The following is a 21,857-nucleotide window of genomic DNA, read 5'->3' as shown; positions in this document are numbered from 1 at the left end:
GGCCCGCCGTGTCACCCCAGGGGTACGGCGGGTGCCCGCCTGAGGTGGACGACCCGGGCGTAACCGTCATCGGATCCTGCTACGCATGGACACCGTTGAACTGGCCCGCCTGCAGTTCGCGCTCACCGCGGGCGCGCACTTCCTGTTCGTGGCGCTGACACTCGGCCTGGCGACGCTCGTGGCCGTCATCCAGACCCGGGCCACCTTCGGCGGCAACCCCGTCCACCAGGGGATGACGCGCTTCTGGGGGCAGCTCTACATCATCAACTACGCGATGGGCATCGTCACCGGGCTCGTCATGGAGTTCCAGCTCGGGCTGTCGTGGAGCGGGCTCACGGAGTTCGCGGGCAACGCGTTCGGCTCGGCGCTGGCCCTGGAGACGATGGTCGCCTTCTTCGTCGAGGCCACGTTCCTGGGCCTGTGGATCTTCGGCTGGAACAAGCTGAACCGGTGGGCGCACCTGGCGCTGATCTGGGTGGTCACGCTCACCGCGTACGCGTCCGCGTTCTGGATCATGGTGTCGAACGGCTTCCTGCAGAACCCGGTCGGCTACCGGCTCGACGGCGGCGTGCTGCACCTGGCGGACTTCGGCGCGATGGTCGCCAACCCGGCGGCGCTGGTGGCGTTCGCGCACATCCTGAGCGGCGCGATGGTCGTCGGCGGGTTCTTCATGGCCGGGGTGAGCGCCTACCACCTGAGCAAGCGGACCTCCGAGCAGGACTTCTTCCGCAAGTCGCTGCGGCTCGGGCTGGGCGTGGCCGCGCCCGCGCTGATGGTCACGGCGACGTTCGGCGGCATGGGGTTCGGCACGATGCAGGTGACCAAGCTCGCCGCCTGGTCGGGCGACCTGGCGGCGGCCCAGGCCGAGATGGTGGCCCGGCACGGGCCGGGCGACTGGCTGCCCCCGGTGGGCTGGGTGCAGGCAGGCGGCACCTGGATGATGGGGCTGTTCGCGCTCATGCTGTTCGTGGCCGCGCCGAGCACGCTGCTCATGCTGTTCAGGCCGGTGGTGCGCGGGCTGCGGGTGTGGCACTGGCTGCTGGTGGCGATGATCCCGGTGCCGTTCGCCACGATGCTGGCCGGGTGGATCTTCCGGGAGATGGGCCGCCAGCCGTGGGCCGTCTACGGGCTGCTGACCACCTCCGAGGCGATGTCGCCGGTGTCGGCCGGGCAGATGCGGTTCTCGGTCATCGCCTTCACCTCGGTGTTCGCCGTACTGGTCCTGATCAACTACTGGCTGCTGGCCAGGGCCGCCAAGGCGGGGCCGGCGGCCGTGGCCCTGGGCGACCGGCCCATCGACGCCCCCCAGCCCGTCCTGACCTTCTGAGGAGCCGACATGGAGATCTTCGTTCTGGCCTTCTTCGCGCTCGGCTACCTGGTGCTGGCCGGGGCCGACATCGGGGTCGGCATGGTGCTGCCGTACCTGGGGCGGACGCCGGGAGAGCGGCGGGAGACGATCGCCGCGATCGCGCCGTTCTTCCTCGGCAACGAGGTGTGGCTGGTGGTGACCGCGGGCGTGCTGGCCGGGCTGTTCCCGGCGCTGGAGGCGGAGCTGCTGCACGAGAACTACCCGCTGGTCGTGGTGCTGCTGCTGGCGTGGGTGATCCGCGACATGGGGCTGTGGCTGCGCGGCCGGGTGCCGGGGCGCGGCTGGCAGGCGGTGTGGGACGGCGCGATCGTCGCCGGGAGCTGGGGGCTGGCGCTGTGCTGGGGGGCGCTGCTCAGCGTCGTGGCGCTGGGCATCCAGGGGCCGCTCCTGGCGCTGCCGGCGCTGGCTCTGGCCGCGCTGTTCGGCACGCACGGGCTGGCGTTCGCCGCGCTGCGGCTGCGCGGGGTGCTGCGCGAGCGGGCGGCGGTGCTGTCGGGCGGCGCGGGCGAGCTGCGCACGTTCGCGCTGACGGCGGTGGCGCTGGCCGCGGTCGGCGTGCTGGCGGGGGTGCGGCTGGAGCCGGTGGCCGGAACGTCCGGGGCGCTGCTGGTGCCGGTGACCCTGGTGATGATCCCGTTGCTGGTCGCGGCCCAGGCGTGGGTGTGGTGGACGTTCCGCCACCGCGTGACCGGCCCGTCGTACCTCTAGGGCCTTTAGAGGTTGCCGCCGCCGGTGGCGTCGAGCGTGGTGCCGGTCATGAAGCTCGCCTCGGGCGACGCGGCGAAGGCCACCACGTCGGCGATCTCCTCCGGGCGGCCGACCCGGCCCACCGCGTGATAGCCCGCCGCGTTCGCCCGGCCCTCCGGGTTGTCGCGCAGGAAGCCCGCGTTCATGTCGGTGTCGATGATGCCGGGGGCGACGTTGTTGACCGTGATCCCGCGCGGGCCGAGCTGCTTGGCCAGCGCCAGCGTGAACGTCTGGACGGCGCCCTTGGTCATCGAGTACGCGATCGCGCCGGGGAAGGCGATGCGCGTGACGCCGGAGGTGACGTTGACGATGCGGCCGCCGTCGGGGATGAGGGGCAGCAGCCGCTGGGTCAGGAAGAACAGGCCCTTGACGTTGACCGCGAAGTGCCGGTCGAAGGACTCGGGCGTCTCCTCCTCGATGGGCCGGTGCACGGCGACGCCGGCGTTGTTGACCAGCACGTCCAGCACGCCGCTCTCCAGCTTGACCCGTTCGGCCAGCGCCTCCACCTGGGCCGGGTCGCCCAGGTCGGCCTGGACGGCGAGCGCGCTGCCGCCCTGTTCCTCCACGAGCCGGACGACTTCCTTGGCTGCGGCCTCGTCGGCGGCGTAGTTGACGATGACGCGGAAGCCGTCACGCGCCAGGCGCAGCGCGATGGCACGGCCGATTCCCCTGCTGGAACCGGTGACGAGGGCAGCCTTCATGACGAGCTCTTTCTGTAGTGATCGATACAGAAGAACCATAACATAGCGATCGCTACACAAACGACGCCCCGTACCGAGGTGCTCGTTTTATAGCGATCGCTCTAGAATGGGGGGATGGCGAGACAACGGGCGTTCGACCGGGACACGGCACTGCACAGCGCGGTGCTGGCGTTCTGGCGGCACGGCTACGAGGCCACCTCCGTCGCCGAGCTGACCGCCGCCATGGGCATCAGGCCCCCCAGCCTGTACGCGGCGTTCGGCGACAAGCGGCGGCTGTTCGAGGAGGCGCTGGGCCTCTACCAGGAGACCTACGGGGCGTTCACCGCCCGGGCGCTGGCCGAGGAGCCGACCGGCCGCCAGGCGATCGAACGCGTGCTGCGCGAGGCGGCCACCGAGTTCTCCGCCCCGGAGCACCCGCCCGGCTGCATGGTCGTCTCCGCCGGGGTCAACTGCGGGCCGGAGTCGGCCGAGGTGCAGGAGCTGCTGCGGCGGCAGCGCGAGCGGACGAAGGCGGCGATCCAGGCACGGTTCGACGACGACGCGGCGGCCGGGCGGCTGCCCCCGGGCACCGACACGGCCGCGCTGGCGACCTACTACGCGGCGGTGTTGCAGGGCATGTCCAACCAGGCGCGCGACGGGGCCTCCCCCGCGGCGCTCACCGAGCTGGCCGCGCTCGCCATGCGCGCCTGGCCCGCCACCGCGGCAGCCTGACGTCACGGGGCCCTGACGTCACTGGGCTTGACGTCACTGGGCTTGACGTCACTGGGCCTTGACGGAGGCGTCCTCCGGGGAGACCTCGGGGGCCGACACCCGGAGCCAGCGGCAGCCGTACGGGTCCAGCGGAAGCCGCACCCGGCCCGAGCCGGGCACCTTCACCGTGCCGTCGACCAGGAGGTCGGTGAGCACGCAGCGTTCCAGGCCGGTCAGGTCGAGCTCGGCCTCGCACTCCCGGTCGTCCAGGTTGTGCACGGCCACGATGGTCGCCCCGTCGGCGTCGCAGCGGTGGGCCAGCACGGCCGGGTCGCCCGCGTCCAGCACCGTGTGGTCGCCCCAGGCCAGCTCCAGCGACTCCCGGTAGCGCTCGATGAGCAGCTGGATCCAGCGCAGCAGCGAGTCGTTGTCGCGCCTCTGGTCGGCGACGTTCGGCCCGTCGGGCATGGCGCGCACGGGCCGCTCGGCCTGGGTGAAGCCGCCCTCGGCCGACCAGCGCATGGGGGTTCGCACAGCCATCCGGCCCTCCGCCGACAGGTCCTCGCCCAGCCCGATCTCCTCGCCGTAGAAGAGCACCGGCGTGCCCGGCAGCGAGAACAGCAGGCTGTAGGCCATCTTGATCCGCCTCTCGTCCCCGCCGAACATGGGCGGCAGCCGCCTGCGCAGGCCCCGGCCGAAGATCTGCATGTCCTTGTCCGGCCCGAACGCGGCGAAGATCTCCTGCCGCTCGTCCTCGGTGAGCTTGTCCAGCGTCAGCTCGTCGTGGTTGCGCAGGAACATCGCCCACTGGCAGTCCTTGGGCGGCTCGGGCCGCTCGCGCAGCGCCGAGGCGAGCGGCCCGGCGTCGCGTCTGGCCAGCGACAGCCAGGCGCGCTGCATGGCGACGAAGTCGAAGCACATCGTGAGCTGGTCCCCCAGCCCGTCGCCGAAGTACTCGAGAAGCTGGTCGTACTCCAGGTTGACCTCGCCGAGCAGGACCGAGCCGCCCTTGCGGCGGGTCATGAACGCGCGCAGCTCAGCCAGGAAGTCGTGCGGGTCGGCGAGCTCCGGCGAGACGTTCTCGATGAGGAACGGCACCGCGTCCACCCGGAACCCCGACAGCCCCAGCTCCATCCAGAAGCCGAGCACCCGGGCGATCTCGTCGCGCACCTCGGGGTTGGCGACGTTGAGGTCAGGCTGGTGGCGGTAGAAGGTGTGCAGGTAGTACTGGCCGGTGTGCGGGTCGTGCTCCCAGACGCTGTCCTCCTTGTCGGGGAAGACGACCTCCTTCGGGTTCGGCTCGGGCGTGTCGGACCAGACGTACCAGTCGCGTCTGGGCGAGTCGCGGCCGGACCTGGACTCCACGAACCACGGGTGCTGGTCGGAGGTGTGGTTGACGACGAGGTCGGCGATGACCCGCAGGCCGCGGTCGTGGGCGGTGCGCATGAACTCCACGAAGTCGCCCAGCGTGCCGAGCCTGGGGTCGACGCTGTAGAAGTCGGTGACGTCGTAGCCGTCGTCCTTGTTGGGCGTCGGGTAGAACGGCATCAGCCACAGGCAGGTGATGCCGAGGCCGGCGAGGTAGTCGATCTCCTGCGTGAGCCCGCGGAAGTCGCCGATGCCGTCGCCGTTGCCGTCCTTGAACGTCTCGACGTCGAGGCAGTAGACGACGGCGTTCTTCCACCACAGGTCGCTGGTGTACGTCATTCGCATGGGGGCCCAGCTACCCCCAAATGCGGTTAAAGAAGCGTCCCGCCCGTCACCTCGAAGCGGCCGAGCGCTTCGTCGATGGTCGCGAGCGTGTCGGCGTGCAGCGTGATGCCGGCCGCTTCCACGTTCTCCCTGATGTGCGCGGGGGTGCGGCTGCCGGGGATGGCCACGACGTGGTCGTCCTGGTGGAGCAGCCAGGCCAGGGCGAGCTGGGCCGGGGTGATGCCGAGCCGGTCGGCCAGGCCGCGGATCGGCGCGTAGCGGTCGTTGTTGGCGGCCAGGTTCTCGGCGGAGAAGCGCGGCGCGTTGTGCCGGAAGTCGTTCTCGCCGAGCTGCTGGACGGTGCCGGTGAGGAAGCCGTTGCCGAGCGGGCTCCACGCCACGATGCCCACCCCGAGCTCGCCGGCCGTGCGCAGCAGGAGCGGGTCGATCGGCCGCCACATGGACCACTCGTTCTGCACGGCCGCCACCGGGTGCACGGCGTGCGCCCGGCGCAGTTGCGCGGCCGTCACGTTGGACAGGCCCAGGTGCCTGACCAGCCCGGCCTTGACCAGCTCGGCCATCGCCCCGACGGTGTCCTCGACGGGCACGCCGGGGTCGGCGTAGTGCAGGTAGTACAGGTCGATCACGTCGGTGTCCAGGTTGCGCAGGCTCGCCTCGGCGTAGCGCCGCACCAGCCGGGGCTCGGCGTTCACGCGCAGCTCGCCGAAGGCGTAGCCGACCGGCTGCGCCCTGCTGTCCTCGCCTTCGGGCACGGCCAGGCCGAACTTGGTGGCCACGACCACCTCGTCCCTGCGGCCCTTGATCGCCCGGCCGACCAGGCGCTCGTTCTGCCCGTCGGGCCCGTAGGCGTCGCTGGTGTCCACATGGGTGGCGCCCGCGTCCAGCGCGGCCCGGATCGCCGCCTCACCCCGTTCCTCGTCGATGTCGCCGTAGATGCCGGGCGACAGCACCATCGCACCGTAGCCGAGTGCCGGGACCGTCAAACCGCCGAGTTCACGTGTCTTCATGCCGCCGATCCTGCTGCCGGGGGCCGGGTCCCGTCCAAGACCCTTTGCTATAACCATCAGCTATGGACGTGCATTTGCGGGATCTGCGGTACTTCGTGGCGGTCGCCGAGGAGCTGAACGTGACCCGGGCCGCCGAACGGCTGTTCGTCTCGCAGCCCGCGATGTCCAAGCAGCTCAGGGCGCTCGAACGGCAGCTCGGCTGCCCGCTGTTCGACCGCGTGCCCGGCGGCGTCACGCTCACCCGGCAGGGCGCGGCGCTGCTGCCCGTGGCCGTCGACCTGCTCGACCGGTGGAACACCGGCTACGAGACCGCCAGGGCCGCCGCACCCACCGGCACGCTGGTCATCGGCCTGCAGACCGCCGTCGGCCGGGGCCTGCAGCAGGAGGCGCTGCGCGGCTTCCGCGCCGCCATGCCCGGCTGGGAGGTCGCGCTGCGGCTGGTGAGCTGGGAGGACCCCAGCGGCGGCCTGGCGGACGGCAGCTCCGACGTGGCCTTCCTCTGGCTGCCCGCCCCGCCCGGCCTGGAGACGCACGTGCTCGTCACCGAGCGCCGATGCGTCGTCATGCCCGCCGACCATCCGCTCGCCGGTCTGGACGAGATCCCGTTCGACCGGCTGCGTGACGAGCCGTTCATCGCCCTGCCGGCCGCCGCCGGGCCGATGCGCGACTTCTGGCTGGGCCGCGACGCCTCCCCCGGCGCGGGGCCCGTCGTCGGCGTCACCGCGAGCACCCCCGAGGAGGTCTTCGAGGCCGTCACCGGCGGCCTCGGCGTCGTGCTCGTCGCCGAGGGCAACGCCAAACTGTACAAGCGGCCCGGCCTGCTCCACCGCCCGGTCACCGGCCTGCCGCCCGCCCGGCTGGCCATCGCCTGGCGGGCCGGCAACCGCAGCCCGCAAGTGACCGGGTTCGTGGACGCGCTCCGCCGGATCGCCACTAAGGTCTGACCCATGAGCGACTACGCGATCACCTTCGACCTGATCGACTCCGACGACGACGGCCGCATCTCGGCCGAGGAGCTGGTGCGGCTGATGGAGGTGCTGGGTCAGCCCATCACCCTCGAAGCCGCCCAGGCAGGCGTCCGGCGCCTCGACAAGGACGGCGACGGGCTCATCGACGTCGAGGAGTTCGGCAGCTTCCTCAAGCCTTGACCGTGCGCCGGAGCAGGCAGAACTCGTTGCCCTCCGGGTCCTGCAGCACGATCCACGTCTCCTCGCCGGTCTGGCCCACGTCGGCGTGCCGGGCGCCGATCGCCAGCAGCCTGGCCAGCTCCGCGTCCTGATCGCGGTCGGTGGCGTTGACGTCGATGTGCAGCGGCAGCTTGCCCGTCTTCGGGTCGTCGGAGAGGCTGAGCACGAGCGCCGGCAGGTGCCCCGGCCGCTCCGGCCCGATCCCCACGCTGCCCTCATCGCGGTCGAGCACGACATAGCCCAGCACGTCGCACCAGAACGCCGCCAGGCGCTCGGGGTCACGGCAGTCGAGCACGAGCTCGGTGATGCGGCACGCCATGCGCTGATCATATGCTCACGGACGCTCGTGCGCGGGCGGGCTCAGCGGGGTGCCGGAGTAAGCCTCCGGGGCCTCCTCCAGGTAGTCGGACAGGTTGCCGAGGAAGTCGCGCAGCGGCGGATACTGGTTGTGCAGCTCCAGGTCCTCCCGGGAGCGCCAGACCTCGTAGAGGAAGAACCGGCCGTCCTCCTGCTCGTGCAGGTCGTAGTGCAGGTTGCCGGGCTCGGCGCGGCTGGGCTCGACGAGCGACGTGAGGATGCGCCGGACCTCGTCCATGCGCTCGGGCCGGGGACGAAGGAAGCCGTAGAGGGAAATCTGTGTCATGCCGCCCACGTTAGGATCTCCAACGGTGTGAGGTTCAAGGTGAGGTGGGTCACGTGAAGATCGGCGATCTGGCGCGCGTCACCGGCGTCAACGTACGCCTGCTGCGCTACTACGAGGATCAGGGGCTGCTGGAGTCCGTCAGGACGAGCGGCGGTCACCGCACCTACGCGCCCGACGCCCCGGCCAGGGTGGGGCAGATCCGGGCGCTGCTGGGAGCCGGGCTGCCGACGAAGGTCATCCGGGAGGTCATGCCGTGCTTCCTGGACGACGGCGTGGGCCTCCAGGCGTGCGTGCTCGATCACGTACGGAGTCATCTGACGGACCTCGACCAGCGGATCGACGAGCTGCAGGAGGCGCGCGGGGCGCTCAGCGAGCTGCTGGACCGGTCGCTGGCGGCGGCTCACTAGCGAACCAGTCGAGCGACTGGCCGTGCGGGCCGGCGAACGCCAGCGGCCTGCCGTCGAGGGCGAGCACGAACACCGCGCGGCCGGCGGGCGGCTCGGGAGTGCCCGGGAGCGGCAGCACGCCGGGGGCCTCGTTGGAGATCCAGTGGCCGGGCAGGGTGCGCACGGTCCCGGCGAACGCCGCCCGCGCCTCCGGCGGCAGGTAGGCGAGCACCGCGCTGTGGAAGACGACCGGGGTGGCCCCGGCGGGCGCCTGGGCGATCAGGCCGGCGAGCGCCTCGTTGAGGTCGCCGCGCACGAGGCGGGGCGGGTCCGCGCCGGCCACGCGGACGGCGGCCCGCAGGCGGCGCAGGCGTTCGTGCCGCTCGGGCCAGATCAGCGACTCCAGCCAGCGCACGTCGCCGGGGTCGCGCACGTCGAGCGGGTTGAGGTCGAGTCCGGCCCGCCAGGCGACGGCGGGCACCTCCCGCGGGAGCGGGGCCCGGCCGCCGGTGCGGCAGTCGAGGACGACCTCGGCGGAGCCGAGCACCGGGCGGTCGTCGTAGCGGTAGGCGTACCGGTCCGGGTAGAGGCACAGGCCGGCCGACGCGCCCACCTCGATCAGGGCCAGCGGCTGGGGCAGGGCGGCGAGGACCGGCAGGAGGGTGGCGCACCGGCCCGGCTCGTTCGTCTGGGTGCTGCGGGCGCGCATGGTGGCGCTGACCAGGTCCCAGTGGGCGGTCGTCCAGGCGCGGAAGGTCGCGTAGTCGTCGTGCGGGCCGCCGTGGTGGCGTACGGCTCCCAGCAGCAGGTTCGGCTGCCGTTTGGCCTCGGGGAGCCGGTCGATCAGGGCGAGCAGGCCGTCGTCGTCGGCGATCCTGCTCGCCAGGAGCTCGTAGGCGGGCGAGTGGCCGCGGGCTTCCAGGGCGAAGCCTCGGTAGCGCCCGGCGGTGTCCATGTCCGCCGGGTGGCTCAGAGGCCGCTGTGGAGGTACACCTGGCCGAAGACCTGCGCGAGGTTCTTCAGGTCCGTCGCCGCGTCCACCTCGGGAGCGGCCGGGTTGTACAGCGTGGCCAGGCGGGGCCGCACCGAGGTGAGCTTCTTGAGCTCGTCCCAGGTGGCGTTCGCCGCCCACTTCTCGCCGTAGGCCCGGTTGACCTGGCCCTGGTCGTTCTGCCAGCGGGTCCAGAGGGTGACGGTCTCGGCGGCGTCGGCCTGGAGCGGGGCGGCGACGCGGTCGGTGATCGACTGGGTGGCCTGCTCGGCGGTGAGCTGCGGGCCGCCGGGGGCGGCGAAGCCGGCGTCCTCGGCGGCGATCTGGCCGTAGGCGTCCCAGGCGCGGGCGCGGACCTGGATCCACTGGTTGCGCTGGGCGTCGGCGGCGGAGATCTGCCAGGTGGCGTACTCGGTGGCCAGGTGGCCGCCGTCGAGGGCGAGCTGGTCGACGAGGCCCTTGGCGAGCCAGCCGCCGACGCGCTCGGGGTCGAGGAGCGGGTGCTTCTTGGTCAGCTCGGCCTTGCAGGCGTCGTCGGCGCCGCAGCCGAGGACCGGCACGACGGTGTGGACGGCGAGCTTCTTGCCGGGGGCGGAGTTGCGCAGGGCGGTGGACGCCTCGGTCAGGAAGGCGTCGATCTCGTCGGCGCTCTCGAAGGTGCTGTTGGCTCCGAGCTGGGAGCTGAACCGGACGCCGACGACGCCGGGCTGCACGGCGAGCGCGGCGACCTGCTTGGCGGCCTCGGCGAGCTTGCCGGCCTTGTAGTCGTCGGCCAGCTCGGCGTCGATCCAGATGCGCATGCCGGTTGCGGCGGCGGTCTTGACGCTCTGGCCGGTGGGGCTCTCGGCGGCCTGCTTGGCCTGGGCGGGCGTGACGTTGTCGGGGTCGACGTAGCAGGGCTCGGCGCCCTCGCACTCGGGGGTGCCGCCCTCTTCGGCGTCCTCGGGGAGCGGGTCGCCGATCTCGTGCATCTCGCCGTCACCCTCGCCGCCGCCGGGGCAGACGTTGCCCGGCTGGGTGCAGTCGACGGTGCCCTTGTCCATGGGACCGGAGTCCTTCATGTTCTGGCCGTCGTTGCCGGCCCAGAACCTGGCGATGTCGGCCGCCTCCTCGGGCGTGGCGAGCCAGGTGCAGACGACATAGGCGGGGGCGTCCGCGTCCATCAGGTCGTTGCAGCTGCGCGGGTCGTCCTGCGACCAGGCGGGGACGCCGATGCCGAGCAGCGACAGGGTCAGGCCGATGACGAAGATCTGCCTCAGTCTCATGGCGCCTTCCGAGGGGGGTGATCGCCGGGCATATCGCACACTATCGGCCGAATCAGTATCGTTCAATCACATCAACGGGGTTGCTTTACGACTGTCCTCCACGGCGAGTGCGGGGCTCAGCAAGGGGGAAGAGGCGTGCTCGGGGATCTCGCGCTGCTCCGGGACCGCCGGTTCGCGTTGCTGCTGTCCGCCCGGACGCTCTCGGTGCTGGGCAGCACGTTCGCGCCCGTCGCCCTGGCGTTCGGGGTGCTGCGCCTGCCCGGCGCGACCGCCACCACGCTGTCGGTGGTGCTCACCGCGCAGTCGCTGCCGACCGTGCTGTTACTGCTGTTCGGCGGGGTGATCGCGGACCGGCTGCCGCGCAACCGGGTGATGATGGCCGGCGAGTGGGTGAACGCCGCCGGGTTCGCCGCGCTGGCGGCCATGATGCTGACCGGCTGGACGCCGATGCCCCTCATGGCGGCGGCAGCGGCGGTGACCGGCATGGGGATCGCGGTGATCTTCCCCGCGCTGACCGGCATCATCCCCGAGGTGGTGCCGCCGGAGCGGCTGCAGGCCGGCAACGCGCTGCTGGGCCTGGGCGCGAACGTCTCCCGCGTGGGCGGCGCGGTCCTCGGCGGCGGCACGGTGGTGCTGGTCGGCGGCGGCTGGGCGCTGGCGGTCAGCTCCGGGCTGTACGCGCTGGCGGGCGTGCTCGTCGCGGGCCTGCGGATGACCCGGTCGGAACGTGCCAAGCCCGGCGACTCCGTGCTGGCCGATCTGCGGGAAGGATGGCGCGAGTTCAGGTCCCGGCAGTGGATCTGGGTGGTGGTGGCACAGTTCTCCGTGCTGGTGATGGCGATCCAGGCCGGTCACGGGGTGCTCGGGCCGCTGCTGGCCGAGCAGAGTCTCGGCGGGGCGGCGGCCTGGTCGGCGTTCCTGGCCGGGGAGGGCGTGGGCACGATCGCCGGGGTGGTGGTGTCGCTGCGGCTGCGCCCGCGCCGCCCGATCCTGGTCGGCACCCTGTGCTGCCTGCCGGTGGCGCTGCCGTACTTCCTGCTCGGCGGGCAGGCCCCGCTGTGGGCCGGCGTGGCGGGCGCGTTCCTGCTGGGCGTCTGCTTCGACGTGTTCGGGGTGCTGTGGCAGACGACGATGCAGCGGGAGATCCCGTCCGAGTCGCTGTCGCGGGTGAGCTCGTACGACGCGCTGGGCTCGCTGATGTTCGGCCCGGTCGGGCTCATGCTGGCGGGGCCGGTGGCGGAGCGGGTGGGCGCGCCGGCGGCGCTGGTCGGCTGCGGGGTCCTGGTGCTGCTCTCGACGTGCGCCGCGCTGCTGTCCCCCGGGGTGCGCAACCTGCGCGCGCCGGAGCACGCCTCACGTTGAGCCGCTGGTCCGCAGGCCGCGTGCCGGGACCCGCTCGCGCAGGGCGAAGCGGGGCTCCGGCGCGTGGTCGCCGTCCAGGACGCCCGCCACGTACTCGGCCAGCGCGGGGGCGTGCTTGAAGCCGTGGCCGGAGTCGCCGCCGAGCAGCCACACGCCGGGCGACGTCTCGGCGATGATCCACTCGGCGTCGGGCGTGAGCGCGTACTGGCAGACCTGGCTGAACAGCACCGGCGCCGACACCAGCGACGGGAAGCGGCGGCCCAGGTAGGCGCGGGCGTTCGCGACGCTGGCCTCGTCGACCACGCGCTCGCCGTGTTCGGGCTCGTACGGCCTGCCCTCGGCGTCGGAGGTGGCCTTCATGCCCACGCCGTCGACGTCGCCGTGGCCGTAGGCCGAGGCGCCGTGGTCCACCCAGGCGGGGGTGCCGGGCGTGGTCCAGGCGGTGGGCACGGCGAAGTGCAGCGTGTCCTGCTTGGTCACGGTCATCGGCACCTGGAACAGCTCGGGCAGCCAGGCGCCGCAGGCCCACACGATCCGGTCGGCGGTGAGCACGTCGCCGCCCACGCGGACGCCGTCCGGGGCGGGCACGGCGCGGGCGCGGACCAGGCGGACGCCGGCCGACACGGCGAGGGCGGCGGTGACCTGGGTGGCGCGGCGGGCGCGCAGCACGCCGGCGTGCGGCTCCCAGAGCAGGAAGCTGAGGTCGTCGCCGCGGAACTCGGGGAAGAACCTGGCGCCGTCGGCGGGGTCCAGCACCTCACACGGGATGTCGAGATTTTTCAGGACCTGGGCGCTGGTGTGCTCCCAGCCGTCCGGCGTCCCGGCGAACCACATCAGGCCCGCCTCGTGATAGAGCGGCTCGCCGGCCCGCTCCTCCAGCCGCCGCCAGCCCTCGCGCGCCCGCCAGGCCATCCGGGCGTACCACTCCTCGGAGCCGTGCGAGCAGCGCAGCAGCCTGGTCTCCCCCGCGCTCGCCTGGCGCACGTGCCCGGGGGTGTGCTGCTCGACCAGCGTCACCGCCCAGCCGGTCTCGGCCAGCCGCAAGGCCAGCGACGATCCCCAGATCCCTGCCCCGACCACAATGACCGATTTCATGGGATTCACGGTGACCGGAAAGCCGGTCCCGCCGCAAGGGTCAGACCACGATGAATGTGACCACGACGCCCGCGCAGTTGCCCGCCACGCAGATGCGCACCGGCACCCGCGTCACGCCCGCCGCCGTCGGCACGCCGCTGATGTTCCCGTCGGGGCCGATCGTGACGCCGTGTGGCAGCGCGTCGTGGTTCGTGACGCTGACGGTAGGCAGCACGCCCGACGGCCCGCCCTTGATCTGGATGCGCCCGGTCAGCGGCCGTCCGGCCGAGCCGGGGAAGGTGAGCACGCCCGGGTCCCACGGCACGTTGCGCAGCACGACGAACGTGATCCGCTCCTCGGTGCAGCTCTGGCCGGCGCAGACCTGGACGTGCCCCGCGTACGTGCCCGCCCGGTCGGGCGTGCCGTACAGCCTGCCCGCGGCGTCGACCCCGATGCCGGGCACGAGCTCCGCCGCGGCGCGGAAGGCGACGCCCTTCTCGACGGGCAGGAGCTGACGCGCCACCTCGATGCCCTCGGTGACGTAGAAGGTGTCCTCCACGAGCCGGTCGGACGGGGTCGCCACCGGCAGACCCCGGGCCATGTAGATCGCCTGCGCGCCGTCGGAGGGAAGGGCCGGAAGCAACCCGCACATGGCCAACCCGGCAACCAGGAGTATCCACGTTGACCGCATTTTTACCCCCCGGTGCTTCTGCTCCGTTACGTACCCCTTTCATCGCGTTACGTCACCCTCGGCTCACGCATAGATAATCGTTGTCATGGCCGCCGAATCCGCCCAGACCCTCGAACGCGGGCTGCGCCTGCTGCGCCTGCTCGCCGACGGCAAGGGCGGCCGCACGCCCACCGAGCTGAGCGCCGAGCTGTCGCTGAGCCGGCCCGTGGTCTACCGCCTGCTGACCACGCTGCTCAACGAGGGGTTCGTCCGCCGCGACGCCGAAGGGCGGGTGCACCTGGGGTTCGGCGTGCTCGTGCTGGCGCAGGCCGTGCAGCCGCTGTTGCGCGCGGCGGCGCTGCCCACGCTGCGGCGGCTGGCCGAGCAGGTGGGCGCGACCGCGCACCTGACCGTGGCCGAGGGCGACGACGGGCTCGCGGTGGCCGTGGTCGAGCCGTCGTGGACGGATATGCACGTGGCCTACCGCGAGGGCTCGCGCCATCCGCTGGCCAAAGGCGCGGCCGGGCAGGCGATTCTGGCGGCGCGCGAGGGCCGGGCCGATTATCTCGTCACCGAGGGGCAGTTGCAGGAGGGTGCGCGGGGGATGGCGGCGCCGGTGACGGGGCTGCCCTGGCTGGAGGCGTCCGTCGGGGTGGTGACGTTCGGGCCGCTGCCTCCCTCGACAGGCGCGCTGGTCGTCGAGGCGGCGGCCGGGCTCGCCGACGCGCTGGGTTGACATTGCGGAGGCTATGACGGACGGTTGTTACACATAAAGGACACATGCGTCCGATTAGCGGACAGTTGGTGGAGGAGCGGATGCCGTACTACCGCGTCGTGGGAGAGGTGCCTCGCAAGCGCCACGTCCAGTTCAGGCGGCCCGACGGCGGCCTGTACGCCGAGGAGCTGATGGGCGAGGAAGGCTTCTCGTCCGACTCCTCGCTGCTCTACCACCGCCACCTGCCGACCGCCATCCTCAAGGCCGAGGCCGTCACCCCCGAGATCAGCACGCGGCTCGAGCCCAACCTGCCGCTGTCGCCGCGCCACTTCCGCACCCAGCAGCTCACCAGCGCCGGCGACCTCGTGTCCGGGCGCGTCCTGCTGGCGGGCAACGGCGACGTCCGGTTGTCGTACGCCACCACCGACCGGCCCAGCGAGCTCTACCGCAACTCGATGGGCGACGAGTGCGTGTACGTCCAGGCCGGCCGCGCCCGGTTCGAGTCCACGTACGGGGTGATCGAGGCCGGGCCCGGCGACTACGTCGTCATCCCGACCGGCACCATCCACCGCTGGGTGCCCGACGGGCCCGTCAACGCGCTGGTCATCGCGGCGTCCGGGCACATCAGGCCGCCCAAGCGCTACCTGTCGCAGCACGGCCAGTTCCTGGAGCACGCCCCCTACTGCGAGCGCGACCTGCGCGCCCCCGCCGAGCCGCTGACTGTCGAGGGCGAGGAGGTGCCGGTGCTCGTCCGCACCCGCGGCGGGCTCACCCGGCTGGTCTACCGCAATCACCCGTTCGACGTGGTCGGCTGGGACGGCTGCCTCTACCCGTACGCGTTCAACATCAACGACTTCGAGCCCGTGGTGAAGAAGACGCACGCGCCGCCGCCGGTCCACCAGACCTTCGAGGGCCCCGGCTTCGTCGTGTGCTCGTTCTGCCCCCGGCCGCTCGACTTCCATCCCGAATCCGTGCCGATCCCTTACAACCACCACAACGTGGACTCCGACGAGTTCATGTTCTACGTGGGCGGCGACTACTCCGCGCGCCAGGGATCCGGCATCGACGTCGGCTCGATCTCGCTGCACCCGGCCGGATTCACGCACGGGCCGCAGCCCGGCGCGGTCGAGGCGGTCATCGACGCCGTCGCCAAGGGCGTCACGACCACCAGCGAGATGGCCGTGATGGTCGACACCTTCCGCCCGCTCGATCTCGGGCAGGGCGCACTGTCCTGCGAGGACCCCGGATACGCCTGGACCTGGTCACGATGACGCTTTTCACCGCACTCGTCGACGACGCGGGCCTGTTCCCGCCGACGTCGCTGCACATGTCCGAAGCCCTGGCCCGCAACCGGCGCGGCGTCGAGGAGAACGTCGAGGTGCTCACGCACCGCTTCCTGTGCCCGGCCAGCCGACTCGACCGGCTGCGCGCCGAGGACTGGCAGCCGCGCCGCATCGGGCTGATCAAGGACACGCCCGAGCTGCCGCCCTTCGACGACCTGCCCGTCGACTTCGTCGAGGCCAGGCTGCCCGCCGAGCGCACTGTCGAGGACGTGGCCCGCGAGCTGGACCTGCCCTCGGGGATACGGCTGTTCGTCGAGGTGCCGCCGGGCAAGTTCGTCCCGGACGTGCCCGCCGGGGTGGGGCTGAAGATCCGCTGCGGCGGCGAGGCGGCCGACGCCTTCCCGCCGGTCGAGCAGGTCGCCGCGTTCATCCGGTTCTGCGTCGAGAACGACATCCCGTTCAAGGCGACCGCCGGGCTGCACCACGCCGTACGGCACTTCGACCCCACGCTCGGCGTGGACCGCTACGGCTTCCTCAACCTGGTGCTGGCCGTGTGCGAGGCCGTCGCGGGCCGCGACCCGGCGCCCGTGCTGCGCTCCACCGACGTGGGCCAGCTCGTGCAGCTCGCGCGCAACGTACCGGAGGAGACCGCGAAGCGGGCCAGGCACCTGCTGGTGAGCTACGGCTCGTGCAGCACCGGCACGCCCGTCGACGACCTGCGGGCCCTGGGACTGATCGAGGAGGAAGCGTGAGCTGGGGAGTGGACAACCTGCCCTACGGGGTGTTCTCACGGCACGGTGAGGCGCCGAGGGTGGGGGTGCGATACGGCGACCGGGTGCTCGACCTGGCGGCCGCGCTGCACGACGAGGTGTTCGCGGCGCCCACGCTCAACCCGTTCATGGCCCGCGGACGCAGCGCCTGGCACGACACCCGCACGCTCATCCGCAACAAGCTCACCGGCGACCTGGCCATCACCGAGCCGCACCTGGTGCCGCTCGACCAGGTGAAGCTGCACCTGCCGTTCGAGGTGGCCGACTACGTCGACTTCTACTGCTCGATGGAGCACGCGGGCAACCTGGGCCGCATCTTCCGGCCCGGCAGCGAGCCGCTGCTGCCCAACTGGCGGCACCTGCCCGTCGGCTACCACGGCAGGGCGGGCACCGTCGTGGTGTCCGGCACCCCGATCAGGCGGCCGCACGGGCAGCTCGGCGCCGGCTCCTACGGGCCGACCGCCAAGCTCGACATCGAGGCCGAGCTGGGGTTCGTGGTCGGCGTGCCGGGGACCGGCGACTTCGAGGACCACGTGTTCGGGGTGACGCTGGTCAACGACTGGACCGCGCGTGACATCCAGGCGTGGGAGTACGTGCCGCTCGGGCCGTTCCTGGGCAAGTCGTTCGCCACGTCGATCTCGCCGTGGGTCACGCCGCTGGAGGCGCTGCCGCGCGTCCCCGGCCGCGAGCAGGACCCGCCGCCGCTCGACTACCTGCGCCGCAAGGGCGACTGGGGACTCGACCTGACCATGGAGATCCGGCTCAACGGCGAGGTCATCTCGCGCCCGCCGTACCGGGACATGTACTGGACGCCGGACCAGATGCTCGCGCACCTGACCTCTGGAGGCGCGCCGCTGCGCACCGGCGACCTGTTCGCCAGCGGCACCGTCTCCGGCGGCCAGGTGGACGAGCGCGGCTCGCTCATCGAGATCACCTGGAACGGCACCGACCCGCTCAAGCTCGCCGGCGGCGACACCAGGACGTTCCTCCAGGACGGCGACACGGTGACGATCAGCGCCAAGGCCGGCGACATCTCCTTGGGGGAGGTAACCGGAACTGTCGGATAAGTGACTCGGCGTGCTTGAGCTATGACTCCCCGCTACCCTTGAGGCTCCCCGGTCCCCGGAAAGCAGGAGTGTCATGCTGCGGCGTGCCGCGACGATCTGCGTGGCCGTGCTGCTCGCGGCAGCCGGCTGCGCCTCGGCCGAGCCCCCGCCCCGCCCGCCCGTCGTCCACGTCTCCCCCGCCTTCGACACCAAGCGCGCCCGCCCCGACCAGGGCCTGGTGGTCAGCGCCAAGGGCGGCACACTCAGCCAGGTGCTCGCGTACGTGTCGGGCGTGCCCGTGCGCGGCACGCTCGACCCCACCCGCACCACCTGGCGCTCCTCCTGGACGCTGAAGCCCGGCGCCGAATACACCGTCACCGTCAAGGCCGCGGGCGCCGAAGGCCCCTCGACGGTGACGATGGGCCGCTTCCGCACCCGCCAGGCCGCCCGCTCCTTCGGCCTGGCCGCCACCACCCCGCAGCCCGGCGAGACCGTCGGCATCGGCATGCCGGTCATCCTCGACTTCGACACGCCCATCCGCGACAAGGCGGCCGTCGAGCGCGCCCTGGAGGTCCGGGCCGAGCCGCCCGCCGAAGGCGCCTGGCGGTGGATCGACGACACCCGGGCCGTCTACCGGCCCCGGCGGTTCTGGCGGCCCCGCCAGCAGGTCACGGTCACCGCCCACCTGGCCGGCATCCGCCTGGCCCCCGGCGTCTACGGCGTCAGCGACCAGACCTTCGCCTTCACCGTGGGCCGCGCGCAGACCAGCGCCATCGACACCCGCACTCACCAAATGACCGTCCGGCGCGACGGGCGGGTGGTGCAGCGCATGGCCATCAGCGCCGGCATGGCCACCACCCGCGAATACACCACGACCAGCGGCGTCCACCTGACGATGGACAAGGGTAACCCGGTCCGCATGATCTCCCCCGGCCGCTCCGAAGGCGACCCTGATTACTACGACGTCATGATCGACCATGCCGTCCGCATCTCCGACAGCGGCGAGTACGTGCACGCCAAGGACAACGTGTGGGCCCAGGGCCGCGCCAACGTCAGCCACGGCTGCGTCAACGCCCGCCCCGACCAGGCCGCCTGGTTCTACGACACCTCACTGCGCGGCGACCCCGTGACGATCACCGGCACCGATCGCCGGCTCGAATGGGACAACGGATGGGGCTTCTGGCAACTGTCGTGGGAGCAGTGGCTGCGCGGAAGCGCCCTGCGTTCGGCCCCGCCCCTGCCGTAGCGCCGCTTCCGGCATTACGGTGGAACAGGGGGGGAACTGGTGCCTGCGCAGGCCCGTTGTCCCTATAGGAGGCCGGAGCATGGATGAATGGATCATCTGGATTATCCTCGCAGTCGTCCTCGGGGTGGCCGAGATCTTCACGCTCACCGCGGCCCTCGGCCTGCTCGGCGTCGCCTCCCTCCTGACCGCGGCGGGCGCCGCGCTGGGCCTGCCCGTCCCGCTCCAACTGCTGCTGTTCGCCCTCTCGTCCGCGGCCGGCCTGGTCGTGATCCGGCCCATCGCCGCACGTCACATCCGCCAGCCGCAACTGCGCCGCTTCGGCGTCGAAGCCCTCGTCGGCAAGCCCGCCTACGTCCTGTCCGAGGTCACCGGGCGGGACGGCCGCATCCGCATCGGCGGCGAGGAATGGTCGGCTCGCGCCTACGACGAGACCCTCGTGATCCCCACCGGCGCCACCGTCGACGTCATCGAGATCGACGGTGCCACCGCCCTCGTATATCCCCGGGAGTGAGCCATGGATCCGCTGTTGCTCGTCGGCATCTTCGTCATACTCTTCGCGGTGTTCACCGTGCTCAAGGCCGTGCGGATCATCCCGCAGGCGCGGGCGCGCAACGTCGAACGCCTCGGCCGCTACCACCGCACGCTCAAGCCCGGGCTCAACTTCGTCATCCCGTACGTGGACCGCGTCTATCCGATGATCGACCTGCGCGAGCAGGTGGTGTCGTTCCGCCCCCAGCCGGTCATCACCGAGGACAACCTGGTCGTCGAGATCGACACCGTCCTCTACTTCCAGGTCACCGACCCGCGCGCCGCCGCCTACGAGATCGCCAACTACATCCAGGCCGTCGAGCAGCTCACGGTCACCACCCTGCGTAACGTCGTCGGCTCCATGGACCTGGAGAAGACGCTGACCTCCCGCGACACCATCAACAGCCAGTTGCGCGGCGTCCTCGACGAGGCCACCGGCAAGTGGGGCATCCGGGTCAACCGGGTCGAGATCAAGGCCATCGACCCGCCCAAGACCATCAAGGACGCGATGGAGAAGCAGATGCGCGCGGAGCGGGACAAGCGCGCCGCCATCCTCAACGCCGAGGGCCAGCGCCAGTCGCAGATCCTCACCGCCGAGGGTGACAAGCAGAGCAGCATCCTGCGCGCCGAGGGCCAGCGCGCCGCCGCGATCCTCGAAGCCGAGGGCCAGTCGCGCGCCATCGACCAGGTCTTCCAGGCCGTCCACCGCAACGACCCCGACCCCAAGCTGCTCGCCTACCAGTATCTGCAGGTACTGCCGCAGCTCGCGCAGGGTGAGGGCAACACGTTCTGGGTCATCCCCAGCGAGGTCACCTCGGCCCTCCAGGGCGTCTCCAAGGCCTTCACCGAGGCGCTCCCCCGCTCGGCCGCCACGCGCGAGGAGGCCCCGGAGACGTCGGCCATGGACGAGGAGATCGCCAAGGCGTCCGAAGCCGCCGCCGAGGCCGTCGCCGACGCCCAGGACGCCGAGAACCCCAACGGCCCCCGCCAGCTCACCCAGGCCGCCCAGGAGCCGTCGCCCTTCCCGGGCGTCGACCGCGACGCCGCCCCCGCCGACCTGGACGAGCGCCACCGCGAATCCGGCCGCTGACCCGCCCGCCGCGGGCCTTTCGTCAGCGCTGGCCGCCGTCGAAGTAGGCGGCCAGCTCCGGGTCCAGGGGCGGCACGTCGTACGGGGCGCCGCCGTCGCGCAGGGACAGGGTGGCCATGTAGCCGGCGGCGACGCTCATGCGGGCCGCCACCGGGGAGGTGTCGGTGACGCCGCCCTCGCGCACGAACCGGCGGAACTCCGCGACGATGTCCAGGTCGGCGCCGCCGTGGCTGCCCTGCGCCTGCGGGACCCGGTAGGCGATGTCGCAGTCGTCGCGGTAGCCGGTGGGCCCGGTGTTCCACACCTTGACGGTGTCGCCGGGGCCGTCGCCGAAGTTCTCCAGGCGGCCTTCGGTGCCGATGACGGTGTAGTTGCGCCAGTAGTCGGGCGTGAAGTGGCACTGCTGGTAGGCGGCGACGACGCCGTTGTCGAGGCGCATGTTCATGACCGAGACGTCCTCGACGTCGACGACGTGGTGGAGGTCGCGGCGGCTGGTGGGCGGCCAGTCGAACTCGCGCAGCCAGCCGTCGGGGCGCGGCGTGCCGGGGGCGCGGCGCGGCAGGTCGCCGTAGAGGGCGAGGTCGCCGAGGGCGTTGACCCGGGTGGTGTAGCCGCCGGCCAGCCAGTGCAGGACGTCGAGGTCGTGGGCGGCCTTCTGCAGCAGCAGGCCGGTGGTGCGGGACCGGTCGGCGTGCCAGTCCTTGAAGTAGTAGTCGCCGCCGTAGGAGACGAAGTGGCGCACCCAGACGGTCTTCGGCTCGCCGATGTCGCCGCGGGCGATGATGTCGCGCATCAGCCGGACGACGCCCATGTGCCGCATGTTGTGGCCCACGTACAGGCGGGTGCCGGTGTCGCGGGCGGCGCGCAGGACGGCGTCGCAGCCCTCGACGGTGATGGCCAGCGGTTTCTCCAGGTAGACGGCCTTGCCCGCCTCCAGGCAGGCGATCGCGATCTCCTCGTGGGTGTCGTCGGGCGTCATCACGATGATCGCGTCGAGGTCGTCGCGGCGGAGCAGGTCGCGGTGGTCCGTGGTGGTCACCGGGTCGCCGAAGCGGGCGGCCTGCTCCTTGAGCGTCGCCGGGTCGGTGTCGCAGACCGCGGCCACCACCGAGCCCCGGCCGGGCTGGTGGGCGGCCACGGCGAGGCTCACGCGCAGGCCGAGGCCGATGACGCCGAATCGCAGGTCTTCCACGGATGCCCCTCTGGTCTCTTTGTGCCTGCAAGTCGGCATTTTTGCACATCAATGCGCATCAGGGTTGATGATCTCCTGCTCAGACCGCGTACGCCCTTCAGCGTGAAGCAGAGCTTGGGGGGCAGTTAAGAATCCCTCGATGGACACGCGGGAGGGGAAGCGGCACAGTGCGTTAGGTTCGG

24 protein-coding genes are annotated in these 21,857 nt (G+C 71.9%); 14 read left to right on the top strand and 10 right to left on the bottom strand.

Translation table 11 applies throughout. From position 1 onward, the window contains the following. Nucleotides 1–85: 85 nt before the first annotated feature. Together ACBI99_RS32345 and ACBI99_RS32340 are read left to right on the top strand one after the other, a co-directional pair. Nucleotides 86–1,327 carry a cytochrome ubiquinol oxidase subunit I gene (locus ACBI99_RS32345; RefSeq protein ID WP_219506376.1) on the top strand — a complete coding sequence of 414 codons (1,242 nt, stop codon included), beginning with the start codon at nt 86–88 and terminating at the stop codon, nt 1,325–1,327. Between the two features lie 9 nt (nt 1,328–1,336). Continuing rightward, entirely contained in the window at nt 1,337–2,077 is a 741-nt protein-coding gene (locus ACBI99_RS32340; protein ID WP_219506374.1) for a cytochrome d ubiquinol oxidase subunit II, read from the top strand. A gap of 5 nt (nt 2,078–2,082) precedes the next feature. Here the strand turns inward: ACBI99_RS32340 and ACBI99_RS32335 are convergent, their stop codons facing one another. Continuing rightward, a complete protein-coding gene (locus ACBI99_RS32335; RefSeq protein WP_375074196.1) occupies nt 2,083–2,817 on the bottom strand; it encodes an SDR family NAD(P)-dependent oxidoreductase in 735 nt (244 codons plus the stop codon). 114 nt (nt 2,818–2,931) lie between these two features. On the opposite strand from ACBI99_RS32335, the gene ACBI99_RS32330 reads away from it, so the two are divergent. After that, nucleotides 2,932–3,528 carry a TetR/AcrR family transcriptional regulator gene (locus ACBI99_RS32330; protein ID WP_357591427.1) on the top strand — a complete coding sequence of 199 codons (597 nt, stop codon included), beginning with the start codon at nt 2,932–2,934 and terminating at the stop codon, nt 3,526–3,528. Nucleotides 3,529–3,576: 48 nt separating this feature from the next. Here the strand turns inward: ACBI99_RS32330 and ACBI99_RS32325 are convergent, their stop codons facing one another. Both ACBI99_RS32325 and ACBI99_RS32320 read right to left on the bottom strand, forming a co-directional pair. Then, complete coding sequence (locus tag ACBI99_RS32325; RefSeq protein WP_357591429.1) at nt 3,577–5,220, bottom strand: alpha-amylase family protein; 1,644 nt, start codon at nt 5,218–5,220, stop codon at nt 3,577–3,579. A 26-nt stretch (nt 5,221–5,246) separates the two neighbouring features. Then, a complete protein-coding gene (locus ACBI99_RS32320; protein ID WP_246645090.1) occupies nt 5,247–6,227 on the bottom strand; it encodes an aldo/keto reductase in 981 nt (326 codons plus the stop codon). A gap of 62 nt (nt 6,228–6,289) precedes the next feature. Between ACBI99_RS32320 and ACBI99_RS32315 the strand changes: the two genes are divergently transcribed. Then, nucleotides 6,290–7,171, top strand: a complete 882-nt coding sequence (locus ACBI99_RS32315; protein WP_375074195.1) for a LysR family transcriptional regulator — start codon at nt 6,290–6,292, stop codon at nt 7,169–7,171. 3 nt (nt 7,172–7,174) lie between these two features. Next, nucleotides 7,175–7,375 (top strand): EF-hand domain-containing protein, encoded by a 201-nt coding sequence (locus ACBI99_RS32310; RefSeq protein WP_219506365.1) that lies wholly within the window; start codon nt 7,175–7,177, stop codon nt 7,373–7,375. Here the strand turns inward: ACBI99_RS32310 and ACBI99_RS32305 are convergent. Further along, a complete protein-coding gene (locus tag ACBI99_RS32305; RefSeq protein ID WP_219506364.1) occupies nt 7,365–7,733 on the bottom strand; it encodes a VOC family protein in 369 nt (122 codons plus the stop codon). The genes ACBI99_RS32310 and ACBI99_RS32305 overlap by 11 nt on opposite strands. Before the next feature lie 15 nt (nt 7,734–7,748). Beyond that, nucleotides 7,749–8,057 carry a putative quinol monooxygenase gene (locus ACBI99_RS32300; protein ID WP_357591431.1) on the bottom strand — a complete coding sequence of 103 codons (309 nt, stop codon included), beginning with the start codon at nt 8,055–8,057 and terminating at the stop codon, nt 7,749–7,751. Nucleotides 8,058–8,110: 53 nt separating this feature from the next. On the opposite strand from ACBI99_RS32300, the gene ACBI99_RS32295 reads away from it, so the two are divergent. After that, nucleotides 8,111–8,464 carry a MerR family transcriptional regulator gene (locus ACBI99_RS32295; protein ID WP_219506362.1) on the top strand — a complete coding sequence of 118 codons (354 nt, stop codon included), beginning with the start codon at nt 8,111–8,113 and terminating at the stop codon, nt 8,462–8,464. On the opposite strand, the gene ACBI99_RS32290 is transcribed toward ACBI99_RS32295, so the two are convergent. Next, nucleotides 8,424–9,398, bottom strand: a complete 975-nt coding sequence (locus ACBI99_RS32290; protein ID WP_375074194.1) for a DUF2332 domain-containing protein — start codon at nt 9,396–9,398, stop codon at nt 8,424–8,426. The genes ACBI99_RS32295 and ACBI99_RS32290 overlap by 41 nt on opposite strands. A gap of 14 nt (nt 9,399–9,412) precedes the next feature. Continuing rightward, the gene (locus tag ACBI99_RS32285; protein WP_357591435.1) at nt 9,413–10,699 is read right to left on the bottom strand and encodes a hypothetical protein; all 1,287 of its coding nucleotides are present in this window, start codon (nt 10,697–10,699) and stop codon (nt 9,413–9,415) included. Between the two features lie 135 nt (nt 10,700–10,834). Between ACBI99_RS32285 and ACBI99_RS32280 the strand changes: the two genes are divergently transcribed. Further along, a complete protein-coding gene (locus tag ACBI99_RS32280) occupies nt 10,835–12,061 on the top strand; it encodes an MFS transporter (RefSeq protein ID WP_375074193.1) in 1,227 nt (408 codons plus the stop codon). Here the strand turns inward: ACBI99_RS32280 and ACBI99_RS32275 are convergent. Further along, nucleotides 12,053–13,156 carry an FAD-binding oxidoreductase gene (locus ACBI99_RS32275; RefSeq protein WP_219506358.1) on the bottom strand — a complete coding sequence of 368 codons (1,104 nt, stop codon included), beginning with the start codon at nt 13,154–13,156 and terminating at the stop codon, nt 12,053–12,055. The two genes, ACBI99_RS32280 and ACBI99_RS32275, sit on opposite strands and share 9 nt — an antisense overlap. Nucleotides 13,157–13,196: 40 nt before the next feature. After that, entirely contained in the window at nt 13,197–13,787 is a 591-nt protein-coding gene (locus tag ACBI99_RS32270; RefSeq protein ID WP_357591439.1) for a hypothetical protein, read from the bottom strand. Between the two features lie 124 nt (nt 13,788–13,911). On the opposite strand from ACBI99_RS32270, the gene ACBI99_RS32265 reads away from it, so the two are divergent. The 7 genes from ACBI99_RS32265 to ACBI99_RS32235 all read left to right on the top strand — a co-directional run bounded on the left by ACBI99_RS32265 (nt 13,912) and on the right by ACBI99_RS32235 (nt 20,483). Further along, entirely contained in the window at nt 13,912–14,541 is a 630-nt protein-coding gene (locus tag ACBI99_RS32265; protein ID WP_219506353.1) for a helix-turn-helix domain-containing protein, read from the top strand. Nucleotides 14,542–14,621: 80 nt separating this feature from the next. Further along, nucleotides 14,622–15,791 (top strand): homogentisate 1,2-dioxygenase, encoded by a 1,170-nt coding sequence (locus ACBI99_RS32260; protein ID WP_219506432.1) that lies wholly within the window; start codon nt 14,622–14,624, stop codon nt 15,789–15,791. Further along, nucleotides 15,788–16,555: a hypothetical protein gene (locus ACBI99_RS32255; protein WP_219506351.1), complete on the top strand. Its 768-nt coding sequence runs from the start codon at nt 15,788–15,790 to the stop codon at nt 16,553–16,555. The genes ACBI99_RS32260 and ACBI99_RS32255 overlap by 4 nt, the downstream gene beginning before the upstream one ends. Further along, on the top strand, nt 16,552–17,640 hold the full coding sequence (locus ACBI99_RS32250; RefSeq protein ID WP_357591441.1) for a fumarylacetoacetate hydrolase family protein: 1,089 nt from the start codon (nt 16,552–16,554) through the stop codon (nt 17,638–17,640). The genes ACBI99_RS32255 and ACBI99_RS32250 overlap by 4 nt, the downstream gene beginning before the upstream one ends. Nucleotides 17,641–17,713: 73 nt before the next feature. Further along, on the top strand, nt 17,714–18,865 hold the full coding sequence (locus tag ACBI99_RS32245) for an Ig-like domain-containing protein (protein WP_375074192.1): 1,152 nt from the start codon (nt 17,714–17,716) through the stop codon (nt 18,863–18,865). A 79-nt stretch (nt 18,866–18,944) separates the two neighbouring features. After that, nucleotides 18,945–19,376: an NfeD family protein gene (locus ACBI99_RS32240; RefSeq protein WP_219506337.1), complete on the top strand. Its 432-nt coding sequence runs from the start codon at nt 18,945–18,947 to the stop codon at nt 19,374–19,376. Between the two features lie 3 nt (nt 19,377–19,379). Continuing rightward, nucleotides 19,380–20,483 carry an SPFH domain-containing protein gene (locus tag ACBI99_RS32235; RefSeq protein WP_246645089.1) on the top strand — a complete coding sequence of 368 codons (1,104 nt, stop codon included), beginning with the start codon at nt 19,380–19,382 and terminating at the stop codon, nt 20,481–20,483. A 22-nt stretch (nt 20,484–20,505) separates the two neighbouring features. Here the strand turns inward: ACBI99_RS32235 and ACBI99_RS32230 are convergent, their stop codons facing one another. Continuing rightward, nucleotides 20,506–21,675: a Gfo/Idh/MocA family oxidoreductase gene (locus ACBI99_RS32230; protein ID WP_357591444.1), complete on the bottom strand. Its 1,170-nt coding sequence runs from the start codon at nt 21,673–21,675 to the stop codon at nt 20,506–20,508. Nucleotides 21,676–21,857 lie beyond the last annotated feature (182 nt).

This window comes from Nonomuraea sp. ATR24, assembly GCF_041950485.1.
Classification (GTDB): Bacteria; Actinomycetota; Actinomycetes; order Streptosporangiales; family Streptosporangiaceae; genus Nonomuraea; species Nonomuraea ceibae.
This window is presented reverse-complemented; position numbering and strand designations above follow the sequence as displayed.

What these genes read in the sequence shown, in the direction of transcription:
- ACBI99_RS32345 (WP_219506376.1), top strand. Translation starts at nt 86, where the DNA reads ATGGACACCGTTGAACTGGCCCGCCTGCAGTTCGCGCTCACCGCGGGC.
- ACBI99_RS32340 (WP_219506374.1), top strand. Translation starts at nt 1,337, where the DNA reads ATGGAGATCTTCGTTCTGGCCTTCTTCGCGCTCGGCTACCTGGTGCTG.
- ACBI99_RS32335 (WP_375074196.1), bottom strand. Translation starts at nt 2,817, where the DNA reads ATGAAGGCTGCCCTCGTCACCGGTTCCAGCAGGGGAATCGGCCGTGCC.
- ACBI99_RS32330 (WP_357591427.1), top strand. Translation starts at nt 2,932, where the DNA reads ATGGCGAGACAACGGGCGTTCGACCGGGACACGGCACTGCACAGCGCG.
- ACBI99_RS32325 (WP_357591429.1), bottom strand. Translation starts at nt 5,220, where the DNA reads ATGCGAATGACGTACACCAGCGACCTGTGGTGGAAGAACGCCGTCGTC.
- ACBI99_RS32320 (WP_246645090.1), bottom strand. Translation starts at nt 6,227, where the DNA reads ATGAAGACACGTGAACTCGGCGGTTTGACGGTCCCGGCACTCGGCTAC.
- ACBI99_RS32315 (WP_375074195.1), top strand. Translation starts at nt 6,290, where the DNA reads ATGGACGTGCATTTGCGGGATCTGCGGTACTTCGTGGCGGTCGCCGAG.
- ACBI99_RS32310 (WP_219506365.1), top strand. Translation starts at nt 7,175, where the DNA reads ATGAGCGACTACGCGATCACCTTCGACCTGATCGACTCCGACGACGAC.
- ACBI99_RS32305 (WP_219506364.1), bottom strand. Translation starts at nt 7,733, where the DNA reads ATGGCGTGCCGCATCACCGAGCTCGTGCTCGACTGCCGTGACCCCGAG.
- ACBI99_RS32300 (WP_357591431.1), bottom strand. Translation starts at nt 8,057, where the DNA reads ATGACACAGATTTCCCTCTACGGCTTCCTTCGTCCCCGGCCCGAGCGC.
- ACBI99_RS32290 (WP_375074194.1), bottom strand. Translation starts at nt 9,398, where the DNA reads ATGGACACCGCCGGGCGCTACCGAGGCTTCGCCCTGGAAGCCCGCGGC.
- ACBI99_RS32285 (WP_357591435.1), bottom strand. Translation starts at nt 10,699, where the DNA reads ATGAGACTGAGGCAGATCTTCGTCATCGGCCTGACCCTGTCGCTGCTC.
- ACBI99_RS32275 (WP_219506358.1), bottom strand. Translation starts at nt 13,156, where the DNA reads ATGAAATCGGTCATTGTGGTCGGGGCAGGGATCTGGGGATCGTCGCTG.
- ACBI99_RS32270 (WP_357591439.1), bottom strand. Translation starts at nt 13,787, where the DNA reads ATGTGCGGGTTGCTTCCGGCCCTTCCCTCCGACGGCGCGCAGGCGATC.
- ACBI99_RS32265 (WP_219506353.1), top strand. Translation starts at nt 13,912, where the DNA reads ATGGCCGCCGAATCCGCCCAGACCCTCGAACGCGGGCTGCGCCTGCTG.
- ACBI99_RS32260 (WP_219506432.1), top strand. Translation starts at nt 14,622, where the DNA reads ATGCCGTACTACCGCGTCGTGGGAGAGGTGCCTCGCAAGCGCCACGTC.
- ACBI99_RS32255 (WP_219506351.1), top strand. Translation starts at nt 15,788, where the DNA reads ATGACGCTTTTCACCGCACTCGTCGACGACGCGGGCCTGTTCCCGCCG.
- ACBI99_RS32245 (WP_375074192.1), top strand. Translation starts at nt 17,714, where the DNA reads ATGCTGCGGCGTGCCGCGACGATCTGCGTGGCCGTGCTGCTCGCGGCA.
- ACBI99_RS32240 (WP_219506337.1), top strand. Translation starts at nt 18,945, where the DNA reads ATGGATGAATGGATCATCTGGATTATCCTCGCAGTCGTCCTCGGGGTG.
- ACBI99_RS32235 (WP_246645089.1), top strand. Translation starts at nt 19,380, where the DNA reads ATGGATCCGCTGTTGCTCGTCGGCATCTTCGTCATACTCTTCGCGGTG.